Here is a 14,736-nt window from a genome sequence, read left to right as displayed (position 1 = left end):
GAACTTCGATTTAATACCGCCAAATTATGGGCAGCCATCAGCGTGTTCAACTATACTTGAGGAAATACATCGCTTCCGTGATCAACGTACCATTTATGCCCGTAACCGGAAAGATTTACCTACATCATCAAATTCCACACTTTCATCATTAAAATTTGCTGGAAGCATAGAATCAATATTCCTTTACATCCTACAGCATGATGGAAAAATGGATATATAAACTGCATTATACCTGGATATACCTGGGCTTACTCATATGGTGCGCCATTGTTAACACCTGGGAACAGCAGGTAGATGTCTGGCATTACTACAGCACTGGCATCCTGACAATGGCCGTCGTACTAAGTCCCGTCCTGGTATTCTCCTGCTTCAGCGAACAGTGGAGAAACACCTGGCCAACATGGCGCTATGCCTTGTGCTGGCTGATTACATTCGGACTACTGTTGCCTCTTACGGCCACAATAGGTAATGGACTGGTTGGAGAAGGAGATAGCAAAGAAATGATCTTTGGAGGTGCCATATGGGCGTTCGTAATAGAAGTCGCCCTGCAACTCAGTCACTATATACGTGGCCGTGGCCGCCAACACCGGTGGCTGCAGTCATTCAACCTCGAAAAGGCAATCCTGCTCAGCATCGCCCTGATCAGTATTATATTGGGTATCTTCACTATATCCAGTATAGGCAAACCCCGATACTACAACAGCAGCGGTAACCTGTTAGTAGGAGGGGAGTTCGACCTCCACATGATCATTACCCACTTTGGCACCTTCCTGGGATTCGCCGCTCAGTATTTCCTGATGTACCTCTGTGGCTATTTTTTCTTCTACATTAACAGCCACCTGCTGGTAGCAAAAGTGCTGAAGAACAAAGGCATACTGGCATACATCCTGTGTACCCTTACCGTAATCGGCTGCTGTTATCCGCTGCTGGCCGCTTTGCTGAATGCATTGCCTATCACACAACTGCTGGGGCCCATATTCTCCGCCAACCCGTTCAAAGCAGAGAATGGATTCGCCGCCGCCACCATCGTCGCCATCAGCCTCCCCATCGTACTGGCCATACAACTCGGCAGGCAACACTCCCACATCGCATCGCTGGAAAAAGATAAAGCAGAAACAGAACTGGGACTACTAAAACAACAACTGAATCCACACTTCTTTTTTAATACCCTCAACAACCTCTACGCCCTTAGCTTGCATCAGTCCGGAAAAACACCAGAGAGCATCCTCCACCTGTCCGAACTGATGCGCTACGTTATTTACAAAGGACAGGAACCAGGTGTCTCCATACAGGAAGAAATAAAGTACATAGAAGACTATATGGAACTACAGCAGATAAGGTTGAGAAAGCCCCTGCAAGGGCAGTTTAAAAAGGATATCACCAACGTAGAACAGGTGATACCGCCCATGTTATTGATCGTACTGGTGGAAAATGCTTTTAAACATGGCATAGAACCGGCAGAAGATACAGCCACCCTCGAACTGATATTAAACTGTACCGCCACACAATTGTATTTTAGTTGCATCAACTCCTTTGAACAACCGAATGAAAAACCGCCGGGCATCGGGCTGACAAATCTGCAAAAACGCCTGTCACTCCTGTATCCGGGAAAACATACCCTGTACACCTCATCAGAAAATCATATTTTTAAAGCAACTTTGCAACTGGACCTCACATGAGTATGCGCTGCCTCATAGTAGATGATGAACCCCTCGCTCACGATATCATCCTGAAATATATCACGGATGTTCCCTTCTTGCAGGTAGTAGGACAGTGTTACAGGGCAACAGAGGCAATGGAGTTCCTCAGCAAACAACCCGTAGACCTGCTATTCCTCGACATCCGCATGCCTCGCCTCAATGGACTGGACTTCCTCAGAACATTACAACAAAAGCCATTGGTCATCATCACCTCCGCCTACCAGGAATATGCGTTGGAAAGTTTCGACCTCGACGTATGCGACTACCTGCTGAAACCCTTTCGCTTCGACCGTTTCCTCAAAGCAGCTAATCGCGCACTCGCAACTTACACCCTGAGACAACAGACCACATCGCCCGCCGCCGCACCGGCAGCTACATTACCGCCCCCAACAACACAAACAGCAGAATCCGCCCAGATATATATCAAAGCAGATAAGAAATTTATTCAACTCAAACTGGATCAGATATACTATCTCGAAAGCCTGGGTAACTATGTAAAAGTATGGGAAGAACAACGTTTCCTGCTGACAGCAAGAACACTAAGCAGCTTCGAAGAACAACTACCCGCAGATACTTTCGTACGCATCCACAAATCCTTTATTCTCAACAAACACTATGTGGACTATATAGAGGGAAATAACATATGCCTCAAAAATGGGAAAGAACTTCCCTTGGGTAAAAACTACAAACACATCATACGCGAGCTGCTATCTCCCGAACCATAAAACCTTACTGAAGCCCAGCCTCCAGGCTAAGTACAGTAGCCCCCAACTGCTCCTCAAATACCGGCTCTAACCGCTGTGGATGTACCGTGATCACAATCTCCACAGAGCCAGTCTCCACAGTCGCTCCTAACAATGGCCGCCAAAGGCCTGGAAGTTTCTATCCGTAACCATGCCGTGTGCATATAGGGATAAAATTAGCTGAAGGGATCTGCTCCTGATGGGCAAATCCCTCCAGCTGGGAAAATAGATCGGCACCCTGCAGCAATAACATTAAGTAGCCTGCTGCTGTCTTAATATACCGGCACTTCTCTTTCGATTGCCCGCACAAATACCCTGCACTGGCAATCAACAGAAATGATAATACAAGTAGTGTTCTCGCCGATAGCAGATGCACCATAGATAATGGTAGCTCTAGCGAAGTCTTGCCTAATTATCTGTATGCCATTTTTATACTAATTGATGTTGTTGTTGATGTTGTGCCGCTGCCTCACAACCGGCTTTTAAAAACACCTTCGCCAGATGCGCTTTGTAACGATCAATATCCTGACCGATCTGCGCATTTTTCTCGACGTCATGAAAATGAAGCGTGGGTAACGGTTGTAACCCCACAAAGGCGTTCATCCGGTGAAAACTAAACATCGGCCCGTCATCCACAGTGGTCTGTTTGAAAAACTCCCCTGGCAACGTGAACGCTTCCTTCGGCGCATTCCAGGACGTCGTCAGCATATATTGCCTGCCGTGCAGCATCCCCCCGGTACCATAATTCACCGTAGGGTCCTCTGCCTTACGCCCATCACTCATATAAATACCACGCGCATGACCTGCCGTAAATACCAGGTCAATATACTGCTTGAACCCGTGTGGCAACTGGAACCACCATACCGGCGTATGATAGATCACCACATCCGCCCACACAAACTTCGCTACCTCCACCTGCGGATCGTAAGGATCATTGATATTTGTCACCTGTACATTAAACCCAGCATGCTCCCGGAAAAATGCGAGCGTTATCCCCGTGATCGTCGCGTTAAAACGACCGCCTGAATGCCCGAAGACCTGCCCGCCATTGATCACAAATATGTTTTTCATGTTTGTATTTCGTTTTTGATAGCACAAAAGTACCCTAACTCAAAGTCTCATAATAATTATATAAGTAATACCTTTGCATCATAATTCTGATAGTTATGGTCAATCTGGAATGGTTCAGAACATTTAAAGCCATCTACGAAACAGGTACCCTCACCGGTGCCGCCGATACCTTATACGTATCCCAACCTGGCGTAAGCCTCCACCTCAATTCACTGGAAGCATACGTAGGATACAAACTGTTCGATCGCACCTCACGCAAAATGGTCGCTACAGAAAGAGGAAAAGTATTATACAACTATGTCGCAGAAGCATTGTTCAAACTGGAAGCCGCAGAACAGCACTTCCATAAAAGCGCAGAAAAAGATAAACCTACCATTAGCATCGGCATGTGCTTCGAAACATTCCAGTTCACCTTGGAATCATACCTGCCCAAACTGCCCTTTAACGTCATCATCAAATTCGGAGAATATCCAGAAATGCTGGCCGACCTCGACAGCGGCGTACTCGATCTCATCATCACCCCTCAGAAAGGAGAATACAAGAATATCGACTACCAGCCTTTCTCAAAAGAAATGATCGTACTGATCGCAGGCAAAAACACCGCGTCAAAACCCTTCGAGAAAATGATAAAAAATAACGACCTCGAAGCCGCCCTGGACTGGCTCAAACAACAAACCTGGTACGGTACCACCGGCGACATGGAACACCTCCGCCGATTCTGGCACCAGAACTTCGGTAAAAGACCGGATTTCAAACCCAACTTCATAGTGCCCAATATGAGCTCCATCATCCGCTGCCTCAGCGGGCAGACAGGTATCGCCATCATACCCGACTTCCTGTCCAAAAAAGAACTCGATAGCGGTAATATCAAACTACTCTGGACCGGCAACGATCCCATCGTCAATACACTCTATTTCGCCATGCGCAAAAAGACCATGTACACCGAAGAAATAAAGATCCTCCAGGATTTCTTCGTCAAAGAAATGGCCTAATGCCTACCTTGCCATAAATACCCAAAACAAATACAATGACCTCGTTAACGGATCAACCCACCAGCCAACCTGACCTGCAGGCCTATTTAGACAAAATAGGCTACAAAGGCCCACACACACCCACATTGGATACCCTGGACCAGATCCAGTACCTCCACGCCACCACCATCCCCTTCGAAAACCTCAACCCGCTCCTCGACATCCCAGTGAAACTCGATATCACTTCCCTGCACGAGAAGATGGTACAGCATAGGAGAGGGGGATACTGTTACGAACACAACCTCCTTTTCGTCAAGGCACTGGAACAAATAGGCTTCCCCGTCGTCCGCTTGGCAGCAAGAGTAGTCTGGAACCAACCGCCCGGAGCCATTACCTGGCGTACCCATATGGCCGTCCTCGTCACCATCAATGGGCAACGATACCTCGCTGATACCGGCTTCGGTGGCATGACACTCACCAAATCACTGCTCCTGCAGCCCGACCTGCACCAACAAACACCGCACGAAGCATTCCGCCTCCGGCTCGATGGAAATGTATATACCCAGGAAGTCAACATCAAAAACGAATGGAAGCCCGTCTACCATTTCACACTCGAACCACAGGAACTCGTCGATTACGAACTGTACAGCTGGTTTCTCTGTCACCATCCCAATTCACATTTTATCCGCGATCTCTTCATCGCCAAACCATTCAAAGAGGGCCGATACGGCTTGCGTAATAACGAGCTGTCCATTCATAGAAAAGAAGGCGCAACGGAAAAACATACCATCCGCTCCGCAAACGAACTGAGAACCATACTGACAGACACCTTCCAGATCGATCTTCCCGATCACCCGCGCCTGGAAGAACTATTGCAACGCATCGCCAACAAAGCATAAAACAACATAAATAACATTAAAAAAAGGCGGTACCAGCTATACTGATACCGCCCTTTTTGTCCCCATAGGAACTATCGTTTAATTGCTCTTGAACGAAACCTCCTCTACCACAACACCTAGCTTCTTCAACGCCGGGTGATCAGAACTGATCTTTTTATCCCCCGTTACCTGGTCATATAATTTCGGATCACCACTGTTCAACGCCCGGAAGATCACATGCACCCCCTTGCCATCAATCGCACCTTTCTCCCAACTGGTCACCTCTCCGCCCTTCGTCCACTCAAAAGCATTCATCCGGAAACCACGGGTGTTGATCTTAATGATCTTCTCCAAAGGATCACCCACCTTAATACCATAAGGCGACTTCCACTTGCTATGCTCATTTTTGAAGGTCAGCTGCGTACCATTATCACCGTCAAAGATCACCTGCATCTCATCATCCGTATCCGGATATACATAATATGCCTGGCCTAATTCATTGCCTTCCTTATCCGTAGCCTGACGCGCCACCACATGCTCCGCACCATAGATAGCACTCAACTGGGCCGGATCACGCAACTGGAACAATTTACGCACATCCCAGTCCAGCGTCTCCGCCGTAGCAACCACCGGCTGGGCAGCAATGCTCCCGGCTGCAGTCGCAGCCGTCGTGGCAGTAGTAGCCCTACCGTCTGCATTCGTCGTAGTAACAGTAGCCGTAGCACTGCTCGTGGTAGCACCAGCCGATGGCAACACCATCGGTGGCTTACGCTTGGTAGTGATCACAATGCTGGGCTTCTCCTCCAGCAAAGCCTTCGTATCTCCTTTATACTTGTTCACAGTATACGTCGTGATAGGATATACATTGCCAGACTGGATGTCCATCGAACGCAGGTTCGCAATCAACTTCTGACGGTTACAATCACTGAACTGGAACAGGAACTTCAACGATGCATCCAGCGCCGCAGGATCTTTTTGCAACTCCATCATCGTCTTGTCCACATCCAACCCGCCCGAACCCGTACGCGTCAGCTGCTCCGCAATGAACTCCGTAATAGGATCAGTAGGCAACTGAAAATGATGCGAAACCCTGGCCGAAAAATCCTCGATCTGCTGCTGCGTCAGTTTACTCTGGGCATGAAGCACCACCGGAATAACAAAAAGTACCAGGAATATCAACCTTTTCATATCGTTATATAGTTAATTGAACAGTCCGTAAATTATACAATATTTCCCGACCACCGACACATTTTATACCCCGCCGGCCAACCACAAAACCCGCCAATCTGCATAAGTCGCTGTTTCCTCCACAAACCACCGTAAATTGCAGCTGGCTAACAGCTTCAAACGATAGGCCAATAGCTTTTAGTATACCCGTCTAATAGAACCGTTTTGGAAAAATTTATAGAATCATTACAAATACTCCGGCAGGAAGAGGTAAAATTGATCACCCCCTTCCTCCATACCGTCCACCTCAAAAAGAACGAATATTGGATCAAGGAAGGCAAAGTAGCCTCCCAGATCGCCTTCATCCACACCGGCGTCATGCGCTCCCATTACAACCACGATGGCGAAGAAATGACCAGCTGCATCACCTTCGAAGGCGATATCATGTGCGCCTTCTCCAGCTTTATCTCACAACGCCCCACCGACGAAAACATCCAGGCCCTCACCGATACAACACTCCAGGTCGTCAGCAGAACAGACCTGCTATACCTCTATGATAAATACCCCAACTGGGGAAAACTCGGCCGCCAGGTAGCCGAAAATATGTACGTAGAAATGGAACAACGCATCGTCGCCTTCCAGAAATATTCCGCCAAAGAACGCTACGAACAGCTATTGCAAAAAGATAACCGATATATCCGGCACATCCCCCTCCAACACCTCGCATCCTTCCTCGGCATCAGCCGCGAAACGTTGAGCCGTATCCGCAGCATCAAATGATTATTTGACAAATGTCACATAAATTGATGGCCCATTCCGCCAACTTTACAGCGTGAAAAAGATACTCATCATCAACGGCCATCCCGATAAAGAAAGCTTCAACGCTGCCCTCGCAGCTGCTTACCTTCAGGGAGCTTCCGGCGCTGGCGCCGAAGTACAACAACTCATACTGGCAGACCTGCAGTTCAATCCTAACCTCCAATACGGCTACCGCAAACGGACCGAACTGGAACCAGACCTCCTCCGCGCGCAGGAACTCATCAAATGGGCCAACCACCTCGTATGGATACATCCCGTCTGGTGGGGGAGCCTCCCCGCATTACTCAAAGGATTCCTCGATCGCACATTCCTCCCGGGATACGCCTTCAAATACCGCGAAAACACGGTATGGTGGGACAAACTACTGACCGGCCGCTCCGCCAGGATCATCTATACCATCGACAGCCCCGACTGGTTCTATAAGCTATACTACCGCAAACCAGCCCTCCACCAACTTAAAAAAATGACATTGGAATTCTGTGGCATCACACCCGTGCGCACATTGGGATTAGGCCCCATAAGAGGCTCAAAGGAGAACAAACGCCAACAATGGCTGCAACAGGTCCGGAAATTAGGGACCACCGATGCCGCCAGTAAATAAAAAAAGAGCGGTCACCCTACAGGTACCGCTCCTTTATCACGCTTAAATGATGTTGCTCGTGACCAAGTATCATATACGCCAACGCACGCACACTCACCGCATGCCCACTCGCCTCTCCCTTATACAACAGCTGCTCCGGCTGCAAATGACGGAACAATGCAATACTGGACCGGCGAATAGCTGAATACTCCTCGAAGATCTCATCCAGCGTACGCTCGCTCGCATTCGACGCAGGCATATAATCATCCTGGTCAAACCCCGCCAACGGCTGCTCATCCTTTCGCGCAAAACGAAGGGCCCGGTAAGCAAAGATCCGCTCCGTATCCATCATATGCACCAGCAACTCCTTCATATTCCACTTACCGGGCGCATAACGGTAAGCCAGTTGCTCCTCCGGCAAGGACCGGAAAAAAACCTCCAACGCATCGTAATTAACCTGGAACTGCTCCAGCGGGAGCGGGTCCACCGGGATCTGGTCTACATAAGTGGATGCATAGGGCGCATATTCGCCTGCCTGTGGTCTGCTGATCGTTTGTATCATAACTAAAAAGGGGATCAAAAAACCGTAAAATAACGGAATTGATCCGCAGCACAAAAAACCATTGCAACAAGCCCCCCCCGTCCCCCTTTCCTATAGCTCTCCTGTATCATTCCTATAGCATTCGTATAGTCATTGTATAAGCTGGGCATATAGTTGCATATAGAATGCTTATACAACGCTTATACACCCTATATGCAACAAGTGTGCAATGATTTGATAATCAAAACAATAGGTGTTCAGCTGCCGCTTATCTAGTATAAGCCCTTAATGAATTGATAATCATGCTCTTCCTCCAGCCGCTTTGCCGATACCCCCGGCTCCTTCGATATTCGCAACAGCAAAAGACTGATATTCACCAGCTGCCGGATAACCGTCACAGCAAAAAATAACATGGGCACTACCAAGTAACTCATATGTTTATTGTTGAATGGATAAAATATACGCCACTACGTTCTCCAGCTCCGCTTCCTTCAGTACACCTTCAAAGGCCGGCATCTGCGGATAACCTGCCCGCTTTTTACCGGGATGTTTGATCCAACGCTTCAGACCGGGCATATCATCCCGGTAGATCGACACCATCTCCGTCATCGGCGGACCTACCAGCTTATTTTCCTTATGATGACAGGCGCCGCAATATTGCTGGAATAAGGCTTTCCCTTCCCCGCCAACAGGTTTGCCTGGTCCGCCCTCAGTGCTCCCTGCCGTCGCCGCCGTATCATTGCTCGCCGCCGCCGCCCGGGCCTCCGCAGATAACTGCTGGAAAACACGTGTCTTCGCCGCCACCTGCCGCTGGTGAAATGCCAGCGCATTAGCCCGGTACACATGCCGACCCGATCCCATAAACAAAACCGTGACACCCAAACACACCACCACCTTAAAATAACCCTTCCGGATCTCCGCCGGCGGCCCACTGATACGTTTCCACATCCACCACATCGCCGGAATAGACACCGCCGCCCCACAAATAATAATAACGATCAGGTTCATACCCACCCCCTTGGCAGGCAATGTCAGCAACACCACCGGCCCGATAATAAACTGCGCAGCAGAGGCCCCCAACGCCAGCGTATAACATTGCCGCTGCACATCATACCGCGTAAGATGCTTAAAATGAACAGCAAAAGGATACCGGCTGCGCCCCATATACCAGAACAGGAATAAACCGGTCACCGCCAGCGAAGACAACAGAAAATGCAGGTAACGCGGAAATACATTAGGCAGCGTAAGCGCACTGAGAAAACCCTTCACCACCCCCCACTTCTCCGGAAACAACATCAGGTTGATATTGGTCAGAAAAATAAAAGGAATGAACAAAAAGATCGCCAACGCCGCCCCTATAATGGAGATATGCAACGACTTATGCCCCATCATCTGCTGCCAGGTATATTTATGCAGATAAGTCAGCAGAAAAGCGATCGTCACCAGCGGCACAATAGCAATCCACATCAGCCCCGTCAACGCATTCGCCGAATAAAAATAGATCGTATACAGCGTATTGATACTAAGTAACGGCGCCACCCCCAGCACCACCGCCAGGCTCTTATTCACCGTGATCGTTTTCGCGATCTCATGCGCCAGCTCATCATATTCAGGTTCCTTCCGCCCCTTGAGCTCCGCCCACAACGTCAGGATCGTACCGCCCAGCATCAGGTTCACAAATACAATATGCGCCAGGAACGAAAGGACCAGGATAATAACCAATACCCATTCAGGCAACGGCAATGGCAATGGAATGTCATGCGGAATAGGCGTGGTCGTCGCCTGCAATAAAAAGTGTCGGAACATAAAGTCGTTTATGGATGTTGAGTGAGAGTAATAGTATCCTGCACAGGATTCACCACCACACCGGCAGTCTGCGCGCCGGGTAAGGTAGCGCCCGTCTCCTGCAAGCGCTTGATAAAGGCCGCCAGCGCCGCCAGCTCCTCCTTGTTGCCAGGAAATGGTGGCATATAGGGCCGGCCGAAATGCATGTTCGGAATATAACCGGCAATACTGGCTTCCTCAAATGGCTTACCCTCCCCATACAACCGCTCAAATACCGATACGATCGAATTCACCCCCTGCGTCGTATGACAACGGCTGCATGCCAGCATAAACACATCTTGCCCCGCTGCCAGCTTATGCTGCGGAGTGATAGTCGCCCCGCTGGCATAGGTGGCATGCCGCAATAGGCCGTCCCGCTGGTACAAAGGATAATCCTCCTCCCGCAACAGGTTGGAATACATGTACCCGCCTATCACATAGGGCTTACGCACGAACTCCCGCACCCGCTCGAAAATACCGAGGAACCCAAATGCCAGCAACATCGGTAATACCGCCATATACAACCGCACCGCCCGCGGACGCATCAACGTAAACACCGACAATACCACCGTCAGCGAGATCGCCCCGATAATGAAATATCGCAACAACGCATAGTATTGGACAAACTCCATCGTACCCACCGCCGTACTCATATTAGCCTTCATCGCCTCCGGCATCGCCTGGTAATAATAGATCGCACCCAATAAGGAAAACGGCGCCCACACCAGTATCCAGCGGGCCGCATAACGGATCGCACGCAGCCGCATCGCACTGCCGCGTTCCGTAAATAATAAAAGAAGGAAAAAAGCAAAACTACCGCCTACCACCATCGCCGTAGGCGTACGGAATACTAACTGAGGTAAATAAATAGGGTTCGTAAAACCATTCACCAAACTGTGATGCGCATTCCAGTTCCCGGGGTCCATCATAAACCCCAGGATAGAGACAATAATCGCCATCGTGATCCAGGAAAAAATACTCAGGTACCAACCAAAACGAATATGCCGCAGCTTGGAATGTAACGACCGGTTACTGCGCTTCCACGTAAGAAAATAAATCAGGATCAATACCACCTCCGTCACAAATACCGTCCACTCCGTAAACCATGCCCAGTAAAATACCCGGATCAGACTGCCTATAGAATTAGGACTGATCAGCGCCGCCGAAAACCAAATACCTACCCCCGTCATCGCCCCCGCCGTCGTCGTAATAATAAAGGCCACCCACATCAGCCGGTAAACCATATGGTCCCAGGCCATATCCGTCACCTGGTCCCCCGGACTGTTACGCACCCCACGCTGCTCCAGCCACGTTACAAAGGGCACAAATCCTACCGCCAATCCATGATTGATCAGCACATGAATAATGGCTATCATCGCTATCAAAAAACGATCATTCAGCCAGTCAAGATGAAACATCGGAAAATCCATAAGAACAAAATGCGTTGGTCAGCACACAAAGTTCTTACCCATAGTACGTTCTGCATAAAAATGACAAAGCAGGATGTTTTAAAAAACATGCCTGCTTTATACAACGAACATCGCAACGATCAGGAATTTTATCCCCGCCATTTGCTGTTTTCAATAACATAATGTCATTTTTCAATCCTGCTTCCGGAACAACTCCGGCGTAGTCAACGTCAGCTTCTTGAAAAATGTAATGAAATAACTCGGACTCTCAAATCCCAGCTTGTCAGCAATATCATTCACCGGCAACGTAGTATAATGCAACAACCGCTGCGCCTCTATCACCACCCGCTTCCGGATGATCTCGCCCGTAGTGAACCCACGCACCTCCTTACAAAGCTTGTTCAGATAGTTAGGACTCACACACAACATATCCGCATACGCCGATGGCATCTTCTGCGTCATAAAATGCTCATCTACCAGCTTCTCAAAATGTACCACCTTCTCCGCCTTGATACCTGCCTCCTGCTTCCAGCCGCCCGGATGATACAACCGCTCCATCTCAAACAACAAAATGTTCAGGTAAGAACGCAATACCTTAAAAGCCTCCTTCTTACTCTGCTGATACTCCTCGTGCATCAACCCACTCACCAACCCCGCACGCCGCTGCTGCGCATCATTATATCGCACATAAGGCGCCATCCCGTTTTTCAAGAAAGAAAACTGATGCAGCACATTATTATTATACCGCAACGAAAAGAAATCATCCGTAAAACAAATGATCTTCCCCGCCGCCTGCCGGTTAATGTCAATAGAACTGATACTGCCCGGCTTGATAATAATCGCTTTCGCCTCATCCAACCGGACCCGGACCTCATCGATCATCATCTCCCCCGACGCCTTTTCTATAAGTAATAAAGTGTAAAAATCTTGAGCATGTGGGTACTCCAGCGCAGGATATTCCTCCAGCAAACCCTTCAGGTCGCTCATCCAAAAATGCCTGATACCTTCACCAAACATGCCAATACCGCAAACTGATAATGCTACCGTTCGCATAATGGTCCTGATTTAACTGATGACAAGAAAAAAATAAGCGCAATCTTTAAGTATCAGGCGCCAACAGGAGGGTGGAATACATCCGGCAAATAAGCCGTAGCGGTACTGCCGCTATTATGAGCAGGAGGGTAATTCTCAGACGTAGTCGTCAATATCATCGGCTCCCAGTCCGCCAGCGTAGTGCAGAACAAAGAGATCTCTTTTTGCTTCAGATCCGGTAACTGCTCCTCCTTCTGTGCCTCCTTCGTCATCTGCTCGTCCAAAAAACAAATACCACGACACACCGGGATCAAATCAAAACGGTTCACACAGATATTCTCAGCAATATATTGCCGGTTCATATAAAATGCCGCCAGTATCCAGCAACGAGAAGTGCTCTGGAATAGTATGATAAGTAAGCATAATATGGCGGCCAGTCGTTTCAACATGCAATAACACAAAGTTAATTCAAAACTGCTCTTCCCGTAACCTCCGGATATCTTTTATTAATCTTTCCGTATCCCGCCGGTCCATCCCGTTATACACCCCCCGGATATGACGATGCCGGTCCACCAACAACAACCCTCCCCCGTGTATATAGCCACCGGGTGCCGTACTGTCAGCCCCCGCCGCAGAAAAATAACCCTTCTCCGCCAACCGGAAGATCGTATCCTGGTTCCCCGTCACAAAACGCCACTGCCGGCTTACCCCCAACTCCTTCGTATACGCCTTCAACCTACCCACCGTATCCCGCTTCGGATCAATCGTATGCGATAATAACATCACCGCCGTATCCCCGTCATATACCTGGTACACCTCCAGCATATTCGCCGTCATCTTCGGACAAATCGTCGGACAAGAAAGAAAAATAAAATCCGTTACATAAATACGATCCCGGAAAGTCGCATTATTCACCACTTGACTATCCTGGTCCACAAACGAAAATGCCGGCACCTCCGGATACAACGTATCCACCCTCACCGTACCGCCCGTACGCACCGTGTCGTACGAACGCTGTCCAAGTATCGGCAACTGCTTCGGCTGCCGCCCACATGCCAGCAACAATACCACACCACAACCAAGCATATAAATAAGACCAGGATGCTTCATCCGGCAAAACTAAAGCTTATTTTCAAACCACTATCCCCCATACTTGCCTTTAATCCCCCCCGCACTATCACTTATTGCTGGATTTTTCCTTATTTTGCAATGAGAACGAAGGATGCAAATTGATCCTATGAGTATCAAGCCCGGTAATGCCCCGGCCTCATATGCATCCCGCCAATTTCAATACATGGAACAGGTACAAAATGGTAAATGTGTATATATCCTGAGAACAGGAAAAAACCTCTACAAGATCGGCAGAACGCAGGACTTGCAGAAACGCCTGGCCTCTTATCATACCCACCTGCCCATCATCTTCCGCGTCATCCGCCAATACAGCGCCGAAAATATCAACGAACTCGAAGAAAGCCTGCACGTCGTTTTTCAACATAAACGCGTAAAAGGAGAATGGTTCGAACTCAGCAACGATGACCTCGTCATCTGCGATAACATCGCCCGCAACTTCGCACTCGCACCCCTCCAAAAACAAAAGAAAAATCCTCCCCTCCAGTTCACCGGCAACCCCCTCCTCCAAATCATGCAGGCCAACGAAAAATACCTGCACGACTACTCCCGCATCGCCGACGATATCCAACTGGGTCTCAACACCGACGAAATATTCGTTCTCCACGAAGGTACCGTCAGCAAAGCCGTCATCGAAACCGTACGCCGGCTCCTCAAACACAGAACACCCAACTCAGAATTCCTGAGCAAATGGGTCTACATCGTAAATGATCTGGAAACAGGAATGAGCGAAAATAGCATCGTCGCCCTCTACAAAGGACAAATCAGCCGCACCACCGTACACATGGTCAAACGAATACTCAGAAATCAACTATATTGACATTACCCGCCCATACACACAAAAGGCATGAACGGATAATGTAATGACAGCTA

General features: G+C 48.8%; 16 protein-coding genes. 7 read left to right on the top strand and 9 right to left on the bottom strand.

Annotated elements, in window-relative coordinates:
- The first annotated feature begins 197 nt into the window (after positions 1–197).
- Entirely contained in the window at positions 198–1,679 is a 1,482-nt protein-coding gene (locus KTO58_RS20330) for a sensor histidine kinase (RefSeq protein WP_095837623.1), read from the top strand.
- On the top strand, positions 1,676–2,425 hold the full coding sequence (locus KTO58_RS20325) for a LytR/AlgR family response regulator transcription factor (protein WP_095837624.1): 750 nt from the start codon (positions 1,676–1,678) through the stop codon (positions 2,423–2,425). The genes KTO58_RS20330 and KTO58_RS20325 overlap by 4 nt, the downstream gene beginning before the upstream one ends.
- A 447-nt stretch (positions 2,426–2,872) precedes the next feature.
- On the opposite strand, the gene KTO58_RS20320 is transcribed toward KTO58_RS20325, so the two are convergent.
- Entirely contained in the window at positions 2,873–3,514 is a 642-nt protein-coding gene (locus KTO58_RS20320; RefSeq protein WP_225859850.1) for an NAD(P)H-dependent oxidoreductase, read from the bottom strand.
- A gap of 95 nt (positions 3,515–3,609) precedes the next feature.
- On the opposite strand from KTO58_RS20320, the gene KTO58_RS20315 reads away from it, so the two are divergent.
- Positions 3,610–4,506 (top strand): LysR family transcriptional regulator, encoded by an 897-nt coding sequence (locus KTO58_RS20315; RefSeq protein WP_095837627.1) that lies wholly within the window; start codon positions 3,610–3,612, stop codon positions 4,504–4,506.
- Positions 4,507–4,541: 35 nt separating this feature from the next.
- The gene (locus tag KTO58_RS20310) at positions 4,542–5,384 is read left to right on the top strand and encodes an arylamine N-acetyltransferase family protein (protein ID WP_095837628.1); all 843 of its coding nucleotides are present in this window, start codon (positions 4,542–4,544) and stop codon (positions 5,382–5,384) included.
- A gap of 78 nt (positions 5,385–5,462) precedes the next feature.
- On the opposite strand, the gene KTO58_RS20305 is transcribed toward KTO58_RS20310, so the two are convergent.
- Positions 5,463–6,551 carry a hypothetical protein gene (locus KTO58_RS20305; RefSeq protein WP_095837629.1) on the bottom strand — a complete coding sequence of 363 codons (1,089 nt, stop codon included), beginning with the start codon at positions 6,549–6,551 and terminating at the stop codon, positions 5,463–5,465.
- Between the two features lie 204 nt (positions 6,552–6,755).
- Here KTO58_RS20305 and KTO58_RS20300 point away from each other — a divergent pair, with 204 nt between their 5' ends.
- Positions 6,756–7,310: a Crp/Fnr family transcriptional regulator gene (locus KTO58_RS20300; RefSeq protein ID WP_095837630.1), complete on the top strand. Its 555-nt coding sequence runs from the start codon at positions 6,756–6,758 to the stop codon at positions 7,308–7,310.
- A 52-nt stretch (positions 7,311–7,362) separates the two neighbouring features.
- Positions 7,363–7,950 (top strand): NAD(P)H-dependent oxidoreductase, encoded by a 588-nt coding sequence (locus tag KTO58_RS20295; protein ID WP_095837631.1) that lies wholly within the window; start codon positions 7,363–7,365, stop codon positions 7,948–7,950.
- 16 nt (positions 7,951–7,966) lie between these two features.
- Here KTO58_RS20295 and KTO58_RS20290 read toward each other — a convergent pair whose 3' ends face one another.
- From KTO58_RS20290 to KTO58_RS20260, 7 genes are all read right to left on the bottom strand, one after another.
- Positions 7,967–8,491 (bottom strand): DinB family protein, encoded by a 525-nt coding sequence (locus tag KTO58_RS20290; protein ID WP_095837632.1) that lies wholly within the window; start codon positions 8,489–8,491, stop codon positions 7,967–7,969.
- Between the two features lie 251 nt (positions 8,492–8,742).
- Positions 8,743–8,904, bottom strand: coding sequence for a hypothetical protein (locus tag KTO58_RS20285; protein WP_157752826.1), 162 nt, complete (start codon positions 8,902–8,904; stop codon positions 8,743–8,745).
- A gap of 4 nt (positions 8,905–8,908) precedes the next feature.
- Entirely contained in the window at positions 8,909–10,276 is a 1,368-nt protein-coding gene (locus tag KTO58_RS20280; protein ID WP_095837633.1) for a c-type cytochrome, read from the bottom strand.
- Positions 10,277–10,284: 8 nt separating this feature from the next.
- Entirely contained in the window at positions 10,285–11,724 is a 1,440-nt protein-coding gene (locus tag KTO58_RS20275; protein ID WP_095837634.1) for a c-type cytochrome, read from the bottom strand.
- A 171-nt stretch (positions 11,725–11,895) separates the two neighbouring features.
- Entirely contained in the window at positions 11,896–12,756 is an 861-nt protein-coding gene (locus KTO58_RS20270; protein ID WP_095837635.1) for a helix-turn-helix domain-containing protein, read from the bottom strand.
- Positions 12,757–12,809: 53 nt separating this feature from the next.
- Complete coding sequence (locus tag KTO58_RS20265) at positions 12,810–13,184, bottom strand: hypothetical protein (protein WP_095837636.1); 375 nt, start codon at positions 13,182–13,184, stop codon at positions 12,810–12,812.
- Between the two features lie 19 nt (positions 13,185–13,203).
- Positions 13,204–13,845, bottom strand: coding sequence for an SCO family protein (locus tag KTO58_RS20260; protein ID WP_095837637.1), 642 nt, complete (start codon positions 13,843–13,845; stop codon positions 13,204–13,206).
- A gap of 127 nt (positions 13,846–13,972) precedes the next feature.
- Here KTO58_RS20260 and KTO58_RS20255 point away from each other — a divergent pair, with 127 nt between their 5' ends.
- On the top strand, positions 13,973–14,683 hold the full coding sequence (locus tag KTO58_RS20255; protein WP_225859849.1) for a GIY-YIG nuclease family protein: 711 nt from the start codon (positions 13,973–13,975) through the stop codon (positions 14,681–14,683).
- Positions 14,684–14,736 lie beyond the last annotated feature (53 nt).

Origin of the sequence: Chitinophaga pendula, assembly GCF_020386615.1 — a bacterium.
GTDB classification, from domain to species: Bacteria; Bacteroidota; Bacteroidia; order Chitinophagales; family Chitinophagaceae; genus Chitinophaga; species Chitinophaga pendula.
The sequence above is the reverse complement of the archived record's forward strand: the minus strand, read 5'-3'. Positions and strand labels throughout refer to the sequence as shown.

Bases quoted from the DNA above. Each gene is read 5' to 3' on its own strand.
- KTO58_RS20265 (WP_095837636.1), bottom strand. From the start codon at position 13,184: ATGTTGAAACGACTGGCCGCCATATTATGCTTACTTATCATACTATTC.
- KTO58_RS20330 (WP_095837623.1), top strand. From the start codon at position 198: ATGATGGAAAAATGGATATATAAACTGCATTATACCTGGATATACCTG.
- KTO58_RS20310 (WP_095837628.1), top strand. From the start codon at position 4,542: ATGACCTCGTTAACGGATCAACCCACCAGCCAACCTGACCTGCAGGCC.
- KTO58_RS20285 (WP_157752826.1), bottom strand. From the start codon at position 8,904: ATGAGTTACTTGGTAGTGCCCATGTTATTTTTTGCTGTGACGGTTATC.
- KTO58_RS20305 (WP_095837629.1), bottom strand. From the start codon at position 6,551: ATGAAAAGGTTGATATTCCTGGTACTTTTTGTTATTCCGGTGGTGCTT.
- KTO58_RS20280 (WP_095837633.1), bottom strand. From the start codon at position 10,276: ATGTTCCGACACTTTTTATTGCAGGCGACGACCACGCCTATTCCGCAT.
- KTO58_RS20290 (WP_095837632.1), bottom strand. From the start codon at position 8,491: ATGATACAAACGATCAGCAGACCACAGGCAGGCGAATATGCGCCCTAT.
- KTO58_RS20275 (WP_095837634.1), bottom strand. From the start codon at position 11,724: ATGGATTTTCCGATGTTTCATCTTGACTGGCTGAATGATCGTTTTTTG.
- KTO58_RS20260 (WP_095837637.1), bottom strand. From the start codon at position 13,845: ATGAAGCATCCTGGTCTTATTTATATGCTTGGTTGTGGTGTGGTATTG.
- KTO58_RS20270 (WP_095837635.1), bottom strand. From the start codon at position 12,756: ATGCGAACGGTAGCATTATCAGTTTGCGGTATTGGCATGTTTGGTGAA.
- KTO58_RS20255 (WP_225859849.1), top strand. From the start codon at position 13,973: ATGAGTATCAAGCCCGGTAATGCCCCGGCCTCATATGCATCCCGCCAA.
- KTO58_RS20325 (WP_095837624.1), top strand. From the start codon at position 1,676: ATGAGTATGCGCTGCCTCATAGTAGATGATGAACCCCTCGCTCACGAT.
- KTO58_RS20315 (WP_095837627.1), top strand. From the start codon at position 3,610: ATGGTCAATCTGGAATGGTTCAGAACATTTAAAGCCATCTACGAAACA.
- KTO58_RS20320 (WP_225859850.1), bottom strand. From the start codon at position 3,514: ATGAAAAACATATTTGTGATCAATGGCGGGCAGGTCTTCGGGCATTCA.